This is a genomic window from Pelagimonas varians (assembly GCF_003208435.1).
Lineage (GTDB): Bacteria > Pseudomonadota > Alphaproteobacteria > Rhodobacterales > Rhodobacteraceae > Pelagimonas > Pelagimonas varians.
In genome coordinates this window covers 61537-73959 of sequence record NZ_QKMF01000007.1, presented here as the reverse complement: position 1 = coordinate 73959, position 12423 = coordinate 61537, and the positions used below count along the sequence as shown (strand labels likewise).

The following is a 12423-nucleotide window of genomic DNA, read 5'->3' as shown; positions in this document are numbered from 1 at the left end:
GGTGTAAATTGTGCCGCGCAACAAGGAAACAGCACACCCATGTCGATCTGGGAATACGCCAATCCGGTGAAATTCATCCGTACCACAGACCGTTTGATGCCCTATTTGGCCGTCGGTGCTGTGATTTGTCTGGTCTCTGGCTTGGTCTGGGGCTTCTTCTTCACCCCTGACGATTATCGGCAAGGCTCGACCGTTAAAATCATTTACCTGCACGTGCCGGCGGCACTGATGGCGATCAACGCATGGATCATGATGCTGGTCGCATCTTTGGTCTGGATCGTGCGACGTCACCATGTCTCGGCGCTTGCGGCGCGGGCAGCGGCCCCTGTGGGCGCGGTTATGACTGTGATCGCACTGGCCACCGGTGCGATCTGGGGCCAACCGATGTGGGGCACATGGTGGGTCTGGGATCCGCGGCTGACGTCCTTTTTGATCCTGTTTCTGTTCTATTTGGGCTACATCGCGCTTTGGGAAGCGATCGAGGATGACGACACCGCAGCTGACCTGACCTCGATTTTGTGTCTTGTCGGATCGGTCTTTGCGATTTTGTCACGGTATGCAGTGCTATTTTGGAATCAAGGATTGCACCAAGGTGCGTCTTTGTCGCTCGATAAAGAAGAGCATGTCGCGGACGTCTATTCCAATCCGCTCTATGTGAGCATCGCCGGTTTTGTGTTGTTGTTCATTGCGTTGGTATTCTTGCGCACGCAAACCGAAATCCGGGCCCGCCGCGCGCGCGCCCTTATCGCACGGGAGCGTTTGACATGATGCCTGAGCTGGGAAAATACGCGGATGCGGTGCTGTCGTCTTACGCAGTGTCGATTGCGCTGATCGTGGTCTTGGTCGCGCTGTCGATCCGCCGGTCGCGCAAATTAAAAGTCGAACTGGCTGCCATTGAGGAGCGCGTCAAACATGGCTGAGCAAAAGAAAAGCGGCCTGTCGCCGTTGATGATGCTACCGCCGATCATTTTCATGGGTTTTGCCGTGATGGTCTATTTCGGCATGCAGCGCGGCAATACGCGTGAATTGCCGTCGACCTTTATCGGTCAACCTGCGCCCGAGATCACAAATGTTGCCCTTGACGGCTATGACGGTATCACCCGCGAGATGCTGACATCTGGTGACGTCACCATGGTCAACTTTTGGGCCAGCTGGTGCCCGCCTTGCCGCGTAGAACATCCGAACCTGATGAAGATGCAGGCCGATGGGTTGCGTATTGTTGGTGTGAATTTCAAGGATAAAACTGGACAGGCGCAGCAGTTTTTGAACAGCGGCGGCAATCCGTTTATGGCCGTCGGCTTTGATGCTCCGGGCCGGACTGCAATTGATTGGGGGGTCACTGCGCCGCCCGAAACTTTCATTCTGGACGGGAAGGGGACGGTTTTGTTTCGCTACACTGGACCGCTGATCGGATCAGACTACGAACAGCGCTTTTTGCCGGAACTGAACAGGGCATTGGATCAGGCGGGCAGCTAAAGCCGGGTTCCCAAAGTTCGGCCTCTATAGTTCGCAATAGGCGGCGTGTTCAACATCTGCGCATCCGCCCTTTGCCACCACATCGGCATTGGCATGACCGGCCGTATAGGCCCCCATCAGCGCAAGGATCAGCAGGGCCGCAGCTTGGATCAATGTGATGGTTTTCATGGGGATCGCCTTTTGTTGTCTTCCTAGCAACATGGGGCATGTGGGTGAAAATGGTAGGGGGGAATTCCTGACCCTTTGATGCAAACCTATTGTTATGACGCCGAAATACGCGGTTTCTTGCGTGATCAATCAGTTTTTGTGCAGTTTGTTGCCGATTGAGTCAGCGCCCGCGCCACATCAAGAACAAGCCTGACGCAACAACAACCGCGCAGCCGATCAACGTCTGCCCATCCAATTGTTCGCCAAACAGAGTGACACCCAGACCAAGCCCGAACAAGAGCCGCGTGTAACGGAACGGAGTGACTGTGGCGACTTCTCCGGTGCGCATGGCCTGCATCAAGGCGCTATAGCCCATCACACCGGCCCCGACAGCCAAAGCCATCAAACCGCATTGCCGCAAGTCCATAGCGACAAAATTTGGACCATCCCAAATTGTGAAAGCACCGCCCGCAAAAACAATTGCAGCGAAGCCAAAGACGCCAAGCGCTGCGGTGCTCAGGGATTTTGGTGCGGCGCGGCTGGCCAGATCCCGCCCGGCAAATCCGAGCATGCCCAAGACGGCAAAAATCGACAACGGTGAGAAACTGCTGGGGGTGGGTTTCAGGATCAGCAAAACCCCGAGCAGACCAATCACAACCGCACTCCAACGGCGCCAACCAACATTTTCACCAAAGAAAATCGCGGCCCCGAGAACGACAACAATCGGCGTGGCCTGCATGATGGCTGTGGCGGAACTGAGCGGAGTGAGGGTCAGCGCCAGGACGTAGAACAGGCGAGCGCAAATTTCGAACACCGCGCGGATACGCATGGGTTTTGACAGGACATCGCGCGTAAAGACCGGCTGTGCGCGATAGGCGGCCCATGCGCCGAAAACGGCCATTCCGCCAAAGCCAAAGATCAACAAAACCTGCGCCACGGGCATCGCCTGCGCAGCCCCTTTGATGGACGCATCCTCAAGGGCAAATCCCGCCATAGCAAGGATCATCCACAGGCTGCCGATCAGATTATCGCGCGAATGGGGCATTGGGGGGCACCTGCATGGGGTTTCTTTGCCCCCGTGTATCGGCGACACCAGCAAAGAAAAAGGCCCCGCAGTTACCTGCGAGGCCGCTTTGGTCACATTCGTGATCCCTTATGACTTGGCGAGGTTGCGAAGCACGTAATGCAGCACGCCGCCATGTTCGATATATTCGATTTCAATCGCTGTATCGATCCGGCATTTGATCATGATATTGTGCACGGTCCCGTCCGCCATGGTTATCGTGCAAGGTACCTCTTGCAGGGGCTGGATCGTGTCCAGGCCTGCAATCGACACGGTTTCATGGCCGGTCAGGCCCAGTTTTTTGCGACTGTCCCCATTGGTGAATTCGAACGGGATAACCCCCATGCCGACCAGATTTGAACGGTGAATGCGCTCAAAGCTCTCGGCGATCACAGCCTTGACGCCAAGCAAGCTGGTGCCCTTCGCGGCCCAGTCGCGCGATGATCCGGCCCCGTATTGTTCGCCGCCAAAGATCACCAGCGGTGTACCGGCCTCTTGATAGGCCATCGATGCCTCATAAACCGACGTCTGTTTGCCATCTGGCCCAAGAGTATAGCCGCCCTCTACACCATCCAGCATTTCGTTCTTGATGCGGATGTTGGCAAAGGTGCCCCGCATCATGATCTCGTGGTTGCCGCGGCGGGATCCGTAGGAGTTGAACTCACGCGGTGCTACCTGCCGCTCCATCAAGTATTGTCCTGCGGGGCTGGATTGCGCAAAAGACCCTGCGGGCGAGATGTGGTCCGTGGTGATCATATCGCCGAGCACCATCAGCACCTTGGCGTCATTGATATTGGTAATAACCCCCGGCTCTGATCCCATCCCGCGAAAGTATGGCGGGTTTTGAATGTAGGTGGAAACCGCAGGCCAGTCATAGGTTTCCGCATCGGTGGTTTCCACGGACCGCCATTTTTCGTCGCCCTTAAAGACGTCGGCGTATTTCGACAAAAACGCCTCGCGCGTTACAGTTTGTTCAACCAATTCTGCGATTTCTTGGGTCGAGGGCCAGATGTCTTTCAAGAAGACGTCATTGCCGTCTTTGTCTTGTCCGATCACATCCTTCGCTAGGTTGATGTCCAGCGTTCCGGCGATGGCATAGGCCACAACAAGCGGCGGCGACGCCAGATAGTTGGCGCGCACATCGGGTGAAATACGGCCCTCAAAGTTGCGATTACCGGACAGAACCGATGTCGCAACCAAATCACCCTCGGCGATGGCATCGCTAATTTCTTGCTGGATCGGGCCAGAGTTGCCGATGCAGGTTGTGCAGCCATAGCCAACAAGGTTGAAGCCAAGCGCATCAAGGTCTTTTTGCAGATCGGCGGCCTCAAGATAAGCCGAAACCACCTGCGATCCCGGTGCAAGCGATGTCTTGACCCATGGTTTGCGGTTCAAACCCAGCGCGGCCGCTTTACGCGCCACAAGGCCCGCGCCGATCATCACATAGGGGTTGGAGGTGTTGGTGCACGACGTGATCGAAGCGATAACAACCTTGCCCGATTCCATCGTGTAGTCTTCGCCTTTGACGGCGATCTGCTTGCCCATGGGACGTTTGAATGTGGTTTCCATTTCCTTGGCAAAGGCTTGGTCAGCACCGTCCAGTGCGACATAGTCTTGCGGGCGTTTGGGCCCTGAAATTGCGGGAACAATGGTGCCCATATCAAGCGAAAGGGTGGCGGTGTAGATCGGGCTGTAATCCGCATCACGCCAGAACCCGTTTTCCTTGGCATAGGCTTCGACCAGTTGCACACGGGCCTCATCGCGGCCAGTGTTGCGTAGGTAGCGTAGGGTTTCGCCATCGATTGGAAAGAAGCCGCAGGTCGCGCCATATTCGGGGGCCATGTTGGCAATTGTTGCACGGTCAGCCAGTGGCAGGCTGTCGAGCCCGCTGCCGTAGAATTCGACGAATTTGCCAACCACACCCATTTCGCGCAGCATTTCCACAACTTTCAACACAAGGTCCGTGCCAGTGGTGCCTTCGACCATCGCGCCGGTCAGCTCAAATCCGACAACCTCGGGAATGAGCATCGAGATCGGCTGGCCCAGCATTGCGGCTTCGGCTTCTATCCCGCCGACACCCCAGCCCAAAACGGCCACGCCGTTGACCATGGTGGTGTGGCTGTCGGTGCCGACCAAAGTGTCAGGATAGGCCACTTGGTCACCATTTTGGTCCGTGTCCGTCCAAACCGTTTGGGCCAGATATTCCAAATTCACCTGATGGCAGATGCCGGTTCCGGGGGGCACAACACGGAAATTGTCAAACGCGGACTGGCCCCATTTGAGAAATGTGTAGCGTTCCATATTGCGTTCGTATTCGCGGTCTACGTTCATCTGGAACGCCCGCGGGTTGCCGAATTCGTCAATCATAACCGAATGGTCGATGACCAGATCCACAGGCACCAACGGGTTGATTTTGGCGGCAGAGCCCTTGAGGCTTACAATTCCGTCGCGCATCGCCGCAAGGTCAACAACCGCCGGAACACCGGTAAAATCCTGCATCAGCACCCGTGCCGGGCGATAGGCGATTTCGCGCGGGTTCTTGCCGCCATTGGCCCCCCATTCGGCAAAGGCTTTGATATCATCGACGGAAACGGTCTTGCCGTCCTCAAATCGCAGCATGTTTTCCAACACTACTTTTAGTGCGGCGGGCAGTTTGGAAAAATCGCCAAGGCCGGCTTTTTGGGCGGCGGGGATCGAGTAATAGGAAACGGACTGATCACCAACTGTGATCGTCTTGCGCGCCTTTGCGCTGTCTTGGCCTACGGTGATGGGCATGATGGATACCTCCGATGGGAATACGACAAGTATGGAAACCTGCCTTTGTAGTGCCTCAAGTGGGGAATTCGATCAAGGCGGGTGACCACTTGTATGCCAAGGTATGCCGTCAACTTCGTTTTTGAAGGCCAGCTTGGCAAACTTTTGTTACAGGCGGGTCACGGTTCAGTCGCAAATGAGTGATTGGCATGACCGGCCGCAGTCTTTTAAACCAGTGAGGCAAGATCGGAGACAATAACAGACATGCGCAAGCTCATCCCCCAACTTTCCGCGATGTCGATTGTCGCTTGGACAGCCTTTTCCGGCGCACTTTGGGCCCAAGAAAATCAAGTTGTGGTCGAGCTATATACCTCTCAAGGATGCTCCTCTTGTCCGCCTGCCGACGCATTGCTGCATGAACTGGCGGGGCGCGATGACGTGATTCCTCTGGCCTTGCATGTCGATTATTGGGACTACATTGGCTGGAAAGACAGCTTTGCGCAGGCAAAGTTTACCAAGCGCCAAAAGGGCTATGCCCGTGCCGGAGGGTGGCGAACCATCTACACCCCTCAAATGGTGATCAATGGGGCAGAAGACGTTGTTGGCTCGCGGCCAATGAAAGTGACGGACTTGATCCGCAAACACGCGAAACGCGCGCCGCGTGTGGATCTGGATGTATCGCGTTCTGGCAATACCCTGCGGATCAATGCCAAATCCCTGGCGGGTTCTGAGCCCTGTGATATTCACATCGTGCGCTATGAACCGACCGAAGAGGTCAAGATCACCCGCGGTGAAAACTCGGGCCGCTCTTTGACGTATAGCCATATTGTTAAGGATTGGCAGCGGGTTGAACAGTGGAACGGCCAAGGAACCTACTCAGCGAAGTTCTCGTTGAAAGGGCTGGGCCCCGTTGTTGTCATCCTGCAAGAGCCCAATCACGGTGCCATTGTTGCGGCTGCGCGTTTGCGCTGAAGTCGCTTTTGGCGTTCGGGTTTCCAACGCCGGTGCAACCACAGCCACTGACCCGGGTCCTTGCGGATCTGCTCTTCAAGACGGTGCGTGGCTTCGCGCATCATCTCTATCGGCGTGCTGTGTTCAATCGGTTCTTGAAAAACCGCTTCAAACCCATATCGGTCGGCGTGCCGGATGCCAAAATAGGGTATCATCAGGGCATTGGTGCGCAGCGCAATATCCGCAGTTGATGTCAGAGTTGGAGCAGGTTTCCCAAGAAAATCAATCGGTTCTCCGGCGCTGTCAAAAACGTCAAACAAGAGTATCGCCATACCGCCTTGCTTCACATGTTTGATCAAGCCCATTGTGCCACGGCGGCCTTGCTCAAAGACGGGCTCACAAATGTCGCGCATATTCTTGACGTAATGGGCGTTGAAAAAGGGGTTCGACATGGGGCGGATCAGCCCGCCAACTTGATACCCGCGTGCAACCAATGCGCAACGGGCACATTCCCCGCTGCCGTAGTGACCGGATACAAGTAGCACCGGCCGCCCTTCGGCGCGGGCGCGTTCGATATGAGCCAATCCGGGGCCTGAAATGTTGAATTTCGCGCCGCGGGCCAACATTTCCGGTACGTCGTAGTTTTCGATAAAGGCACGGCCAACATTGTCGAGAACCTCTTCAATGATCCTCGTGCGATCGGCCTCCGGCAGATCTGGCCAGACATAGTCCAGATTGCTGCCAATTCGTTTTTTCCAGCCAGCCAGCGGGCCAACACAACACCGCACCAACCAACTGATTAATTTCAATCGGGTTCTGACCGGGAATATCAATGCAATCCAGATCAGCCCGCGAATCGCAATATCGGCCAGCCGGTCTTCCCATCCGCCATGGCTGCGGGCTTTCTTTTTAGATTTTGCCACAGCAGTCCCCAATCCAAGATCAGGTCTTTTTACGCCCAGCTGCGGCGGTCGGCAAGATGTGAGCTTAGTCGTCGTCGTCCGGGTTCAGCAGTTCAATTTCACCGACATTCACCAGATCGCGGATGGCGCTGACCACTTCGTTCATGGCTTTTTCACCGATCTTGGGTTTGACGGTGCCCTTGGCCTCAGCTTCTTCACGGATGTTGTCGGCCATGCGTTTTGACATGTTATCCAATAAGAAATTGGCTCCATTTTGTTCCTCTTCGGTACCGCCGGTGGCCGCGGCAATTGCGGTCGCCAAAGTGTCCGGCTTCACATCTCGGGTGATTTTCGGCACATCGATCGCATTCAGACGCTCGGGAATATTCGCGAAGGTAAAGATTGCCCTACGAACGGCATCGGCAAAGACCTGATCCTCCTTTTCGAGATCGCCCAAAAGCTCATCGCGGATTGCGGAATTCGAATAATTCAGGATGGAGCCAAGGCGTTCTTCGGGTTTGGCGGTAAAGGCCCGCAGGGGTTCAGCATCCAATTGGGCAGCCAGCGCCAGACCAATGCGGTCAACCGCGTCAGGGGTGACCCCGGTGGTCATCGAAACGGCATAGGAAATACGCCTTGCCTTGTCGCCCGGTAGCTTTGACAAAACCTGTGCGGCCTTGCTGACATCAATCTTTGACATCATCACAGCGGCAATTTCGGTGGCTTCTGACAAAACAAGACGTTCAATGCGGTCAATATCGAGTGCGTTGATGCGTTGCCAAGGATCGCCGGTCTGGCGGACCCCTGCCTCCTTGCGTAACCGCATCGCGGTCCGCGGGCTGATCTTGCCGTCAAGCGCGCTGAGCGCTCCGGCCATGTCGCCGGGAAAGGATAGACCGATCTGCTCCAACTCGTTGGAGAATTCATCAATTACAGTGTTTAGTGTATCGCGGTCCACATAGCGCATATTGCCCATCAGCATGGTCAGTTCGGCCTGCTGATCCTCTGGCAGGTCGGCCAAGGGGATATCGGTTTTTTCGTTCAGCAAGAACTGCACGACAATGGCGGCCTTGGTCTTACGCGATAGTATCGCAGGGCCGACAGATGTCGGGCCGGGCAGGGCAAGGGCGGTCATGGCAGCAGGTCTCCGCTAAGGGTCGGTCTGCATCCAGAACTAAAGCGCCAAGGTTTCCCGTCCGTTAAGCTTGCCGTGAAAATTCATCAGAAAGCCAAAAGAAAAAGCGCCCCCAAGGGGACGCTTTTACAAGTGCATTGAAACGCGAAATTAATCTTCGCCGAAAACGCGGGCAAAAATCGTATCGACATGTTTGGTGTGATATCCAAGGTCGAATTTTTCGTTGATCTCGTCTTCGGAAAGCGCCGCGCGGACTTCTTCATCAGCGAGCAGCTCTTCGCGGAAATCGGTGCGGTGATCCCAGACTTTCATCGCGTTGCGTTGTACCAGACGGTAGGCGTCTTCGCGGGACACTCCGGCTTGGGTCAGGGCCAGCAAAACGCGCTGGGACATCACCAAACCCGGAAATTTATTCATGTTGTCCAACATGTTCTGCGGATACACCAGCAGCTTGTCGATCACGCTTGTCAGGCGCGACAAGGCAAAATCAAGCGTGATGGTGGTGTCGGGGCCGATATTGCGTTCAACCGAGCTGTGCGAGATGTCACGCTCGTGCCATAGGGCGACGTTTTCCATCGCTGGAACCACGGCCATACGCACCAAACGTGCCAAGCCGGTCAGGTTTTCGGTCAGAACCGGATTTTTCTTATGCGGCATCGCCGATGAGCCCTTTTGACCCATCGAGAAGAATTCAGCGGCCTCAAGAACTTCGGTGCGCTGCATGTGGCGAATCTCTGTCGAGATGTTTTCGATCGAAGAACCGATGACGCCCAGTGTCGCAAAGAAAGCGGCGTGGCGGTCGCGCGGAATAACCTGTGTGCTGATCGGTTCGGGCACCAGACCCATTTGATCGCAGACATGCTCTTCGACTGCAGGATCGATATTGGCGAATGTCCCCACCGCACCGGACACGGCACCAGTGGCGATTTCGGCACGCGCATCGCGCATCCGCGACAGGTTGCGGTCCATTTCGGCGTAGAAACGGGCAAAAGTCAGGCCCATTGTTGTGGGTTCGGCATGGATACCGTGGCTGCGGCCAATGCGAATAGTGTCTTTATGTTCGATTGCGCGGCGCTTGAGCGCGGCCAACAGACCTTCGATACCGGTGATCAACAGATCAGAGGCGCCGACCAGTTGAACGTTGAAACAGGTGTCCAAGACGTCAGAAGAGGTCATGCCCTGATGCACAAAACGGGCCTCATCGTTGCCGATGATTTCGGCCAGATGGGTCAGGAACGCGATAACGTCATGCTTGGTAACGGCTTCGATTTCGTCAATCCGTGCGACATCAAAATCAACGTCTTTTGCTTTCCAAACCGCATCGGCGTTGGCCTGCGGGATCACACCCAGTTTGGCTTGCGCGTCACAGGCATGTGCCTCGATCTCGTACCAGATGCGGAATTTGGTTTCGGGGGACCAGATGGCAACCATATCGGGGCGGGAATAACGCGGGATCATCGGCAAACCTTTATGTGAGTTGTGAGCAGAGGGCGAGGGCGTCATAAACCGACGCTGCAAATGTCACAAGGGCAAGCGGCGGTGACCGATTGCCCTGATGACACTTTGCGCGTCTTTTCAGTCTTTCCTGAACCTGTTTGTCCCAATCCATTTGGATATTGGCGGGGGGCCTGCCTCGCGCGAGGTAATTGAAGGGATGGGTCGACAGTTAGAGAGAGGCGGCGAAATGCATTGGTTCCAATATCCAATTGGCTTGGGCCTGAGCTTCGGGGCCCAAAGGCGTTTCTGGCACCTGCGGGTGGTTGGATGCGGTCAACATCCAGATCGACATGAAAAACAGACTGCGGCAAATGAGGGAGAACATTGGGTTTTACCTTCTAAAATGAACACATTTGGATTGCACCGATTCAGTGCATAATTGCTTGGGCTGCCCGGGTTATTGCGTAGCACGGGGGCGTAAATGTGATTTTTTTGGGGTCATTGTGGCAAAACTGTAAACAAATCTTTAAGAGGTTTTTGATGCCTTTGATGAGCGGAGCCCCTTTCATTCTATGACCTCGTGCCAACAAAAAAAATCCTTGCAGGACTTTATCGGTGATTGGCTGATTGAACGGGATATACGGCCTGTTGACGGACCTCAGGCGCATTTCACTGGCCGTGCGACATGGCAGCCCGAGGTGGGGGGCGCGCTTTATACTGAAATCGGTCAGTTGCATATGCCGGGGCAGGGCACGTTTGAGGCTGAGAGAAAATACCGCTGGGACAATGACCTACGGGTGTTTTTTCAAGACGGACGTTTCTTCCATGTCGTGCCTTCACGGGGCGGTGATAGTGCCCATTGGTGTGATCCCGATCAATACGATGCGTCGTATGACTTTGAGAATTGGCCGCTGTGGTCGTGCAGGTGGCGGGTCAAGGGACCGCGCAAGAATTACGAGATGATCAGCCGTTATCGTCCGGCAGTGCAGGCATAAGACGGGCTGCTTTGAACGGTGATGTGCAAGGTTCGGTATACAATTGTATTCTTGTAAGATGTTGAAATGAAACGAATTACATCTTTACAAAGATGTGTGCTCTGCGCATGTTCGCCCGAACCCAGAGGATGTCCCCATGCCCCCGATCCAAGATCATCCATTACGCTACAAACTGGCTAACGAGCTGCATGCCCGACCTTTTCCATCGCTGACGGCCCCATGCCGCGCGATCTATTTGGCGCTGAAACAACCTAGCGAAGCGGCGTCTCGGGACCGCGGGCAAGACCTTGTGCACCTGATGGCCTTGCTGGATCGCTATGGCGCGGCCCACCCGCAGCCGGGGGCCACACATTATTCGGGGCAGATCGGTCAGCATACGCTGAAGTGGGAGCAACACACTGAATTTGTGACCTATACTGTGTTTTTGCCGGGCTTGGGTGACAAGCCGTTTGACCCAACTGATTTTGACGTCTTCCCCAGCGATTGGTTAGAAGAAGCACCGGGCGTGCGGGTGACATCGGCGATGCTTCGGATCATGCAGCGACCCGAAGACGGGGTGGTGGACACCGCCCTGACCGACTGGTTTGTGCCTGAAAGCCTGGCGGTGAGCACTGTGCTTGACGATGACGCCGTTGTTGCAGGGGATTTTCGCATTGATCCATCGGGGCATCAACGCTTTGCCGTGTTTGTGCGGGAGCATGTAGGAGAGCGCCGTGCCGGGCGCATTGCGCAGCGTTTGTGCGAGATCGAGACTTACAAAGCCATGTCGATGCTTGGCTTTACCCGTGTGCACCAAGTTGGCCCGCGTTTGGGCGAGATCGACAGCGAGCTGACCGGCTTGATGGATCTTATGGTGACGCAAAACGGTCAAGAGGAAACAATACTGCGGGCATTGTTGCGGGTCTCGACGGAGTTAGAGAGCCTGTCAGCGCGAATGTCGTTTCGAATGGGGGCCACAGGGGCCTATGAGGCGATTGTGAACCAGAGGGTCGAAGTTCTCCGCGAAGAGCGGTATCAGGGACGGCAGATTTTTGCAGAGTTTATGATGCGGCGCTACGATCCGGCGATGCGGACCGTTAAAAGCGCGCAAATCCGGTTGGACAGTATGGTTCAGCGGGCCACACGGGCAGCAGATTTACTGCGCACGCAAGTAGAAGTGGGGCGTTCTGCGCAAAACCAGCAGCTGCTCCATAGCATGAACCAGCGGGCTGAGTTGCAGTTGCGGTTGCAAGAAACGGTCGAGGGGCTGTCAGTGGTGGCGATCAGTTACTACGCCGTGTCCTTGGTTGGGTACCTTTTGTATCCGCTTGCCGGAACGGTCGGCTTGTCCAAAGGGATGATGACAGCACTGATCGTTTTGCCGGTCGTCGCTGTTGTCTGGTGGTTGATACGGCGGATCAAGCACAAGGTCGAGCAAGGCGGGCTGGATTTATAACGCGCCCCTGAGGGCACTTGCCTAAAGGGCGTGTTTTCCGGAAGCGGGTAGGGGGCTGTCTGCCCCCTCGCCAGCCTTTCGGCTGGCTCACCCCCGTGGATATTTTCGGACAGAAGAAATTTGCGGGA

At 55.6% G+C, this 12423-nt stretch carries 13 protein-coding genes; 6 read left to right on the top strand and 7 right to left on the bottom strand.

Annotated features, from left to right (window positions below; translation table 11 throughout):
* The first annotated feature begins 39 nt into the window (after positions 1 to 39).
* The 3 genes from C8N36_RS11210 to C8N36_RS11200 are packed head-to-tail and all read left to right on the top strand — an operon-like array spanning position 40 to position 1476.
* A complete protein-coding gene (locus tag C8N36_RS11210; RefSeq protein ID WP_097804615.1) occupies positions 40 to 768 on the top strand; it encodes a heme ABC transporter permease in 729 nt (242 codons plus the stop codon).
* Positions 765 to 920, top strand: a complete 156-nt coding sequence (gene ccmD / locus C8N36_RS11205; RefSeq protein WP_097804616.1) for a heme exporter protein CcmD — start codon at positions 765 to 767, stop codon at positions 918 to 920. The genes C8N36_RS11210 and ccmD overlap by 4 nt, the downstream gene beginning before the upstream one ends.
* Positions 913 to 1476, top strand: a complete 564-nt coding sequence (locus C8N36_RS11200; protein ID WP_245910790.1) for a DsbE family thiol:disulfide interchange protein — start codon at positions 913 to 915, stop codon at positions 1474 to 1476. The genes ccmD and C8N36_RS11200 overlap by 8 nt, the downstream gene beginning before the upstream one ends.
* A gap of 24 nt (positions 1477 to 1500) precedes the next feature.
* Here the strand turns inward: C8N36_RS11200 and C8N36_RS24155 are convergent, their stop codons facing one another.
* The 3 genes from C8N36_RS24155 to acnA all read right to left on the bottom strand — a co-directional run bounded on the left by C8N36_RS24155 (position 1501) and on the right by acnA (position 5461).
* Positions 1501 to 1644, bottom strand: a complete 144-nt coding sequence (locus C8N36_RS24155) for a hypothetical protein (protein WP_170125856.1) — start codon at positions 1642 to 1644, stop codon at positions 1501 to 1503.
* 160 nt (positions 1645 to 1804) lie between these two features.
* The gene (locus C8N36_RS11195) at positions 1805 to 2668 is read right to left on the bottom strand and encodes a DMT family transporter (RefSeq protein WP_097804617.1); all 864 of its coding nucleotides are present in this window, start codon (positions 2666 to 2668) and stop codon (positions 1805 to 1807) included.
* A gap of 108 nt (positions 2669 to 2776) precedes the next feature.
* Positions 2777 to 5461 (bottom strand): aconitate hydratase AcnA, encoded by a 2685-nt coding sequence (gene acnA / locus C8N36_RS11190; protein ID WP_097804618.1) that lies wholly within the window; start codon positions 5459 to 5461, stop codon positions 2777 to 2779.
* Positions 5462 to 5704: 243 nt separating this feature from the next.
* Here acnA and C8N36_RS11185 point away from each other — a divergent pair, with 243 nt between their 5' ends.
* Positions 5705 to 6412 (top strand): DUF1223 domain-containing protein, encoded by a 708-nt coding sequence (locus tag C8N36_RS11185; RefSeq protein ID WP_097804619.1) that lies wholly within the window; start codon positions 5705 to 5707, stop codon positions 6410 to 6412.
* On the opposite strand, the gene C8N36_RS11180 is transcribed toward C8N36_RS11185, so the two are convergent.
* From C8N36_RS11180 to C8N36_RS24150, 4 genes are all read right to left on the bottom strand, one after another.
* Entirely contained in the window at positions 6376 to 7314 is a 939-nt protein-coding gene (locus tag C8N36_RS11180) for a lysophospholipid acyltransferase family protein (RefSeq protein ID WP_097804620.1), read from the bottom strand. The genes C8N36_RS11185 and C8N36_RS11180 overlap by 37 nt on opposite strands.
* Positions 7315 to 7378: 64 nt before the next feature.
* On the bottom strand, positions 7379 to 8428 hold the full coding sequence (locus tag C8N36_RS11175) for a FliG C-terminal domain-containing protein (protein ID WP_097804621.1): 1050 nt from the start codon (positions 8426 to 8428) through the stop codon (positions 7379 to 7381).
* Between the two features lie 150 nt (positions 8429 to 8578).
* Complete coding sequence (gene purB / locus C8N36_RS11170; protein WP_097804622.1) at positions 8579 to 9886, bottom strand: adenylosuccinate lyase; 1308 nt, start codon at positions 9884 to 9886, stop codon at positions 8579 to 8581.
* 208 nt (positions 9887 to 10094) lie between these two features.
* The gene (locus C8N36_RS24150) at positions 10095 to 10250 is read right to left on the bottom strand and encodes a hypothetical protein (RefSeq protein WP_170125855.1); all 156 of its coding nucleotides are present in this window, start codon (positions 10248 to 10250) and stop codon (positions 10095 to 10097) included.
* A gap of 214 nt (positions 10251 to 10464) precedes the next feature.
* Here C8N36_RS24150 and C8N36_RS11165 point away from each other — a divergent pair, with 214 nt between their 5' ends.
* Together C8N36_RS11165 and C8N36_RS11160 are read left to right on the top strand one after the other, a co-directional pair.
* Complete coding sequence (locus C8N36_RS11165; protein ID WP_245910789.1) at positions 10465 to 10860, top strand: DUF6314 family protein; 396 nt, start codon at positions 10465 to 10467, stop codon at positions 10858 to 10860.
* Positions 10861 to 10996: 136 nt separating this feature from the next.
* The gene (locus C8N36_RS11160) at positions 10997 to 12295 is read left to right on the top strand and encodes a DUF3422 family protein (RefSeq protein WP_097804624.1); all 1299 of its coding nucleotides are present in this window, start codon (positions 10997 to 10999) and stop codon (positions 12293 to 12295) included.
* Positions 12296 to 12423: the final 128 nt, after the last annotated feature.

What these genes read in the sequence shown, in the direction of transcription:
- C8N36_RS11175 (WP_097804621.1), bottom strand. Translation starts at nt 8,428, where the DNA reads ATGACCGCCCTTGCCCTGCCCGGCCCGACATCTGTCGGCCCTGCGATA.
- C8N36_RS11210 (WP_097804615.1), top strand. Translation starts at nt 40, where the DNA reads ATGTCGATCTGGGAATACGCCAATCCGGTGAAATTCATCCGTACCACA.
- acnA (WP_097804618.1), bottom strand. Translation starts at nt 5,461, where the DNA reads ATGCCCATCACCGTAGGCCAAGACAGCGCAAAGGCGCGCAAGACGATC.
- C8N36_RS11185 (WP_097804619.1), top strand. Translation starts at nt 5,705, where the DNA reads ATGCGCAAGCTCATCCCCCAACTTTCCGCGATGTCGATTGTCGCTTGG.
- C8N36_RS11195 (WP_097804617.1), bottom strand. Translation starts at nt 2,668, where the DNA reads ATGCCCCATTCGCGCGATAATCTGATCGGCAGCCTGTGGATGATCCTT.
- ccmD (WP_097804616.1), top strand. Translation starts at nt 765, where the DNA reads ATGATGCCTGAGCTGGGAAAATACGCGGATGCGGTGCTGTCGTCTTAC.
- C8N36_RS24150 (WP_170125855.1), bottom strand. Translation starts at nt 10,250, where the DNA reads ATGTTCTCCCTCATTTGCCGCAGTCTGTTTTTCATGTCGATCTGGATG.
- purB (WP_097804622.1), bottom strand. Translation starts at nt 9,886, where the DNA reads ATGATCCCGCGTTATTCCCGCCCCGATATGGTTGCCATCTGGTCCCCC.
- C8N36_RS11160 (WP_097804624.1), top strand. Translation starts at nt 10,997, where the DNA reads ATGCCCCCGATCCAAGATCATCCATTACGCTACAAACTGGCTAACGAG.
- C8N36_RS24155 (WP_170125856.1), bottom strand. Translation starts at nt 1,644, where the DNA reads ATGAAAACCATCACATTGATCCAAGCTGCGGCCCTGCTGATCCTTGCG.
- C8N36_RS11200 (WP_245910790.1), top strand. Translation starts at nt 913, where the DNA reads ATGGCTGAGCAAAAGAAAAGCGGCCTGTCGCCGTTGATGATGCTACCG.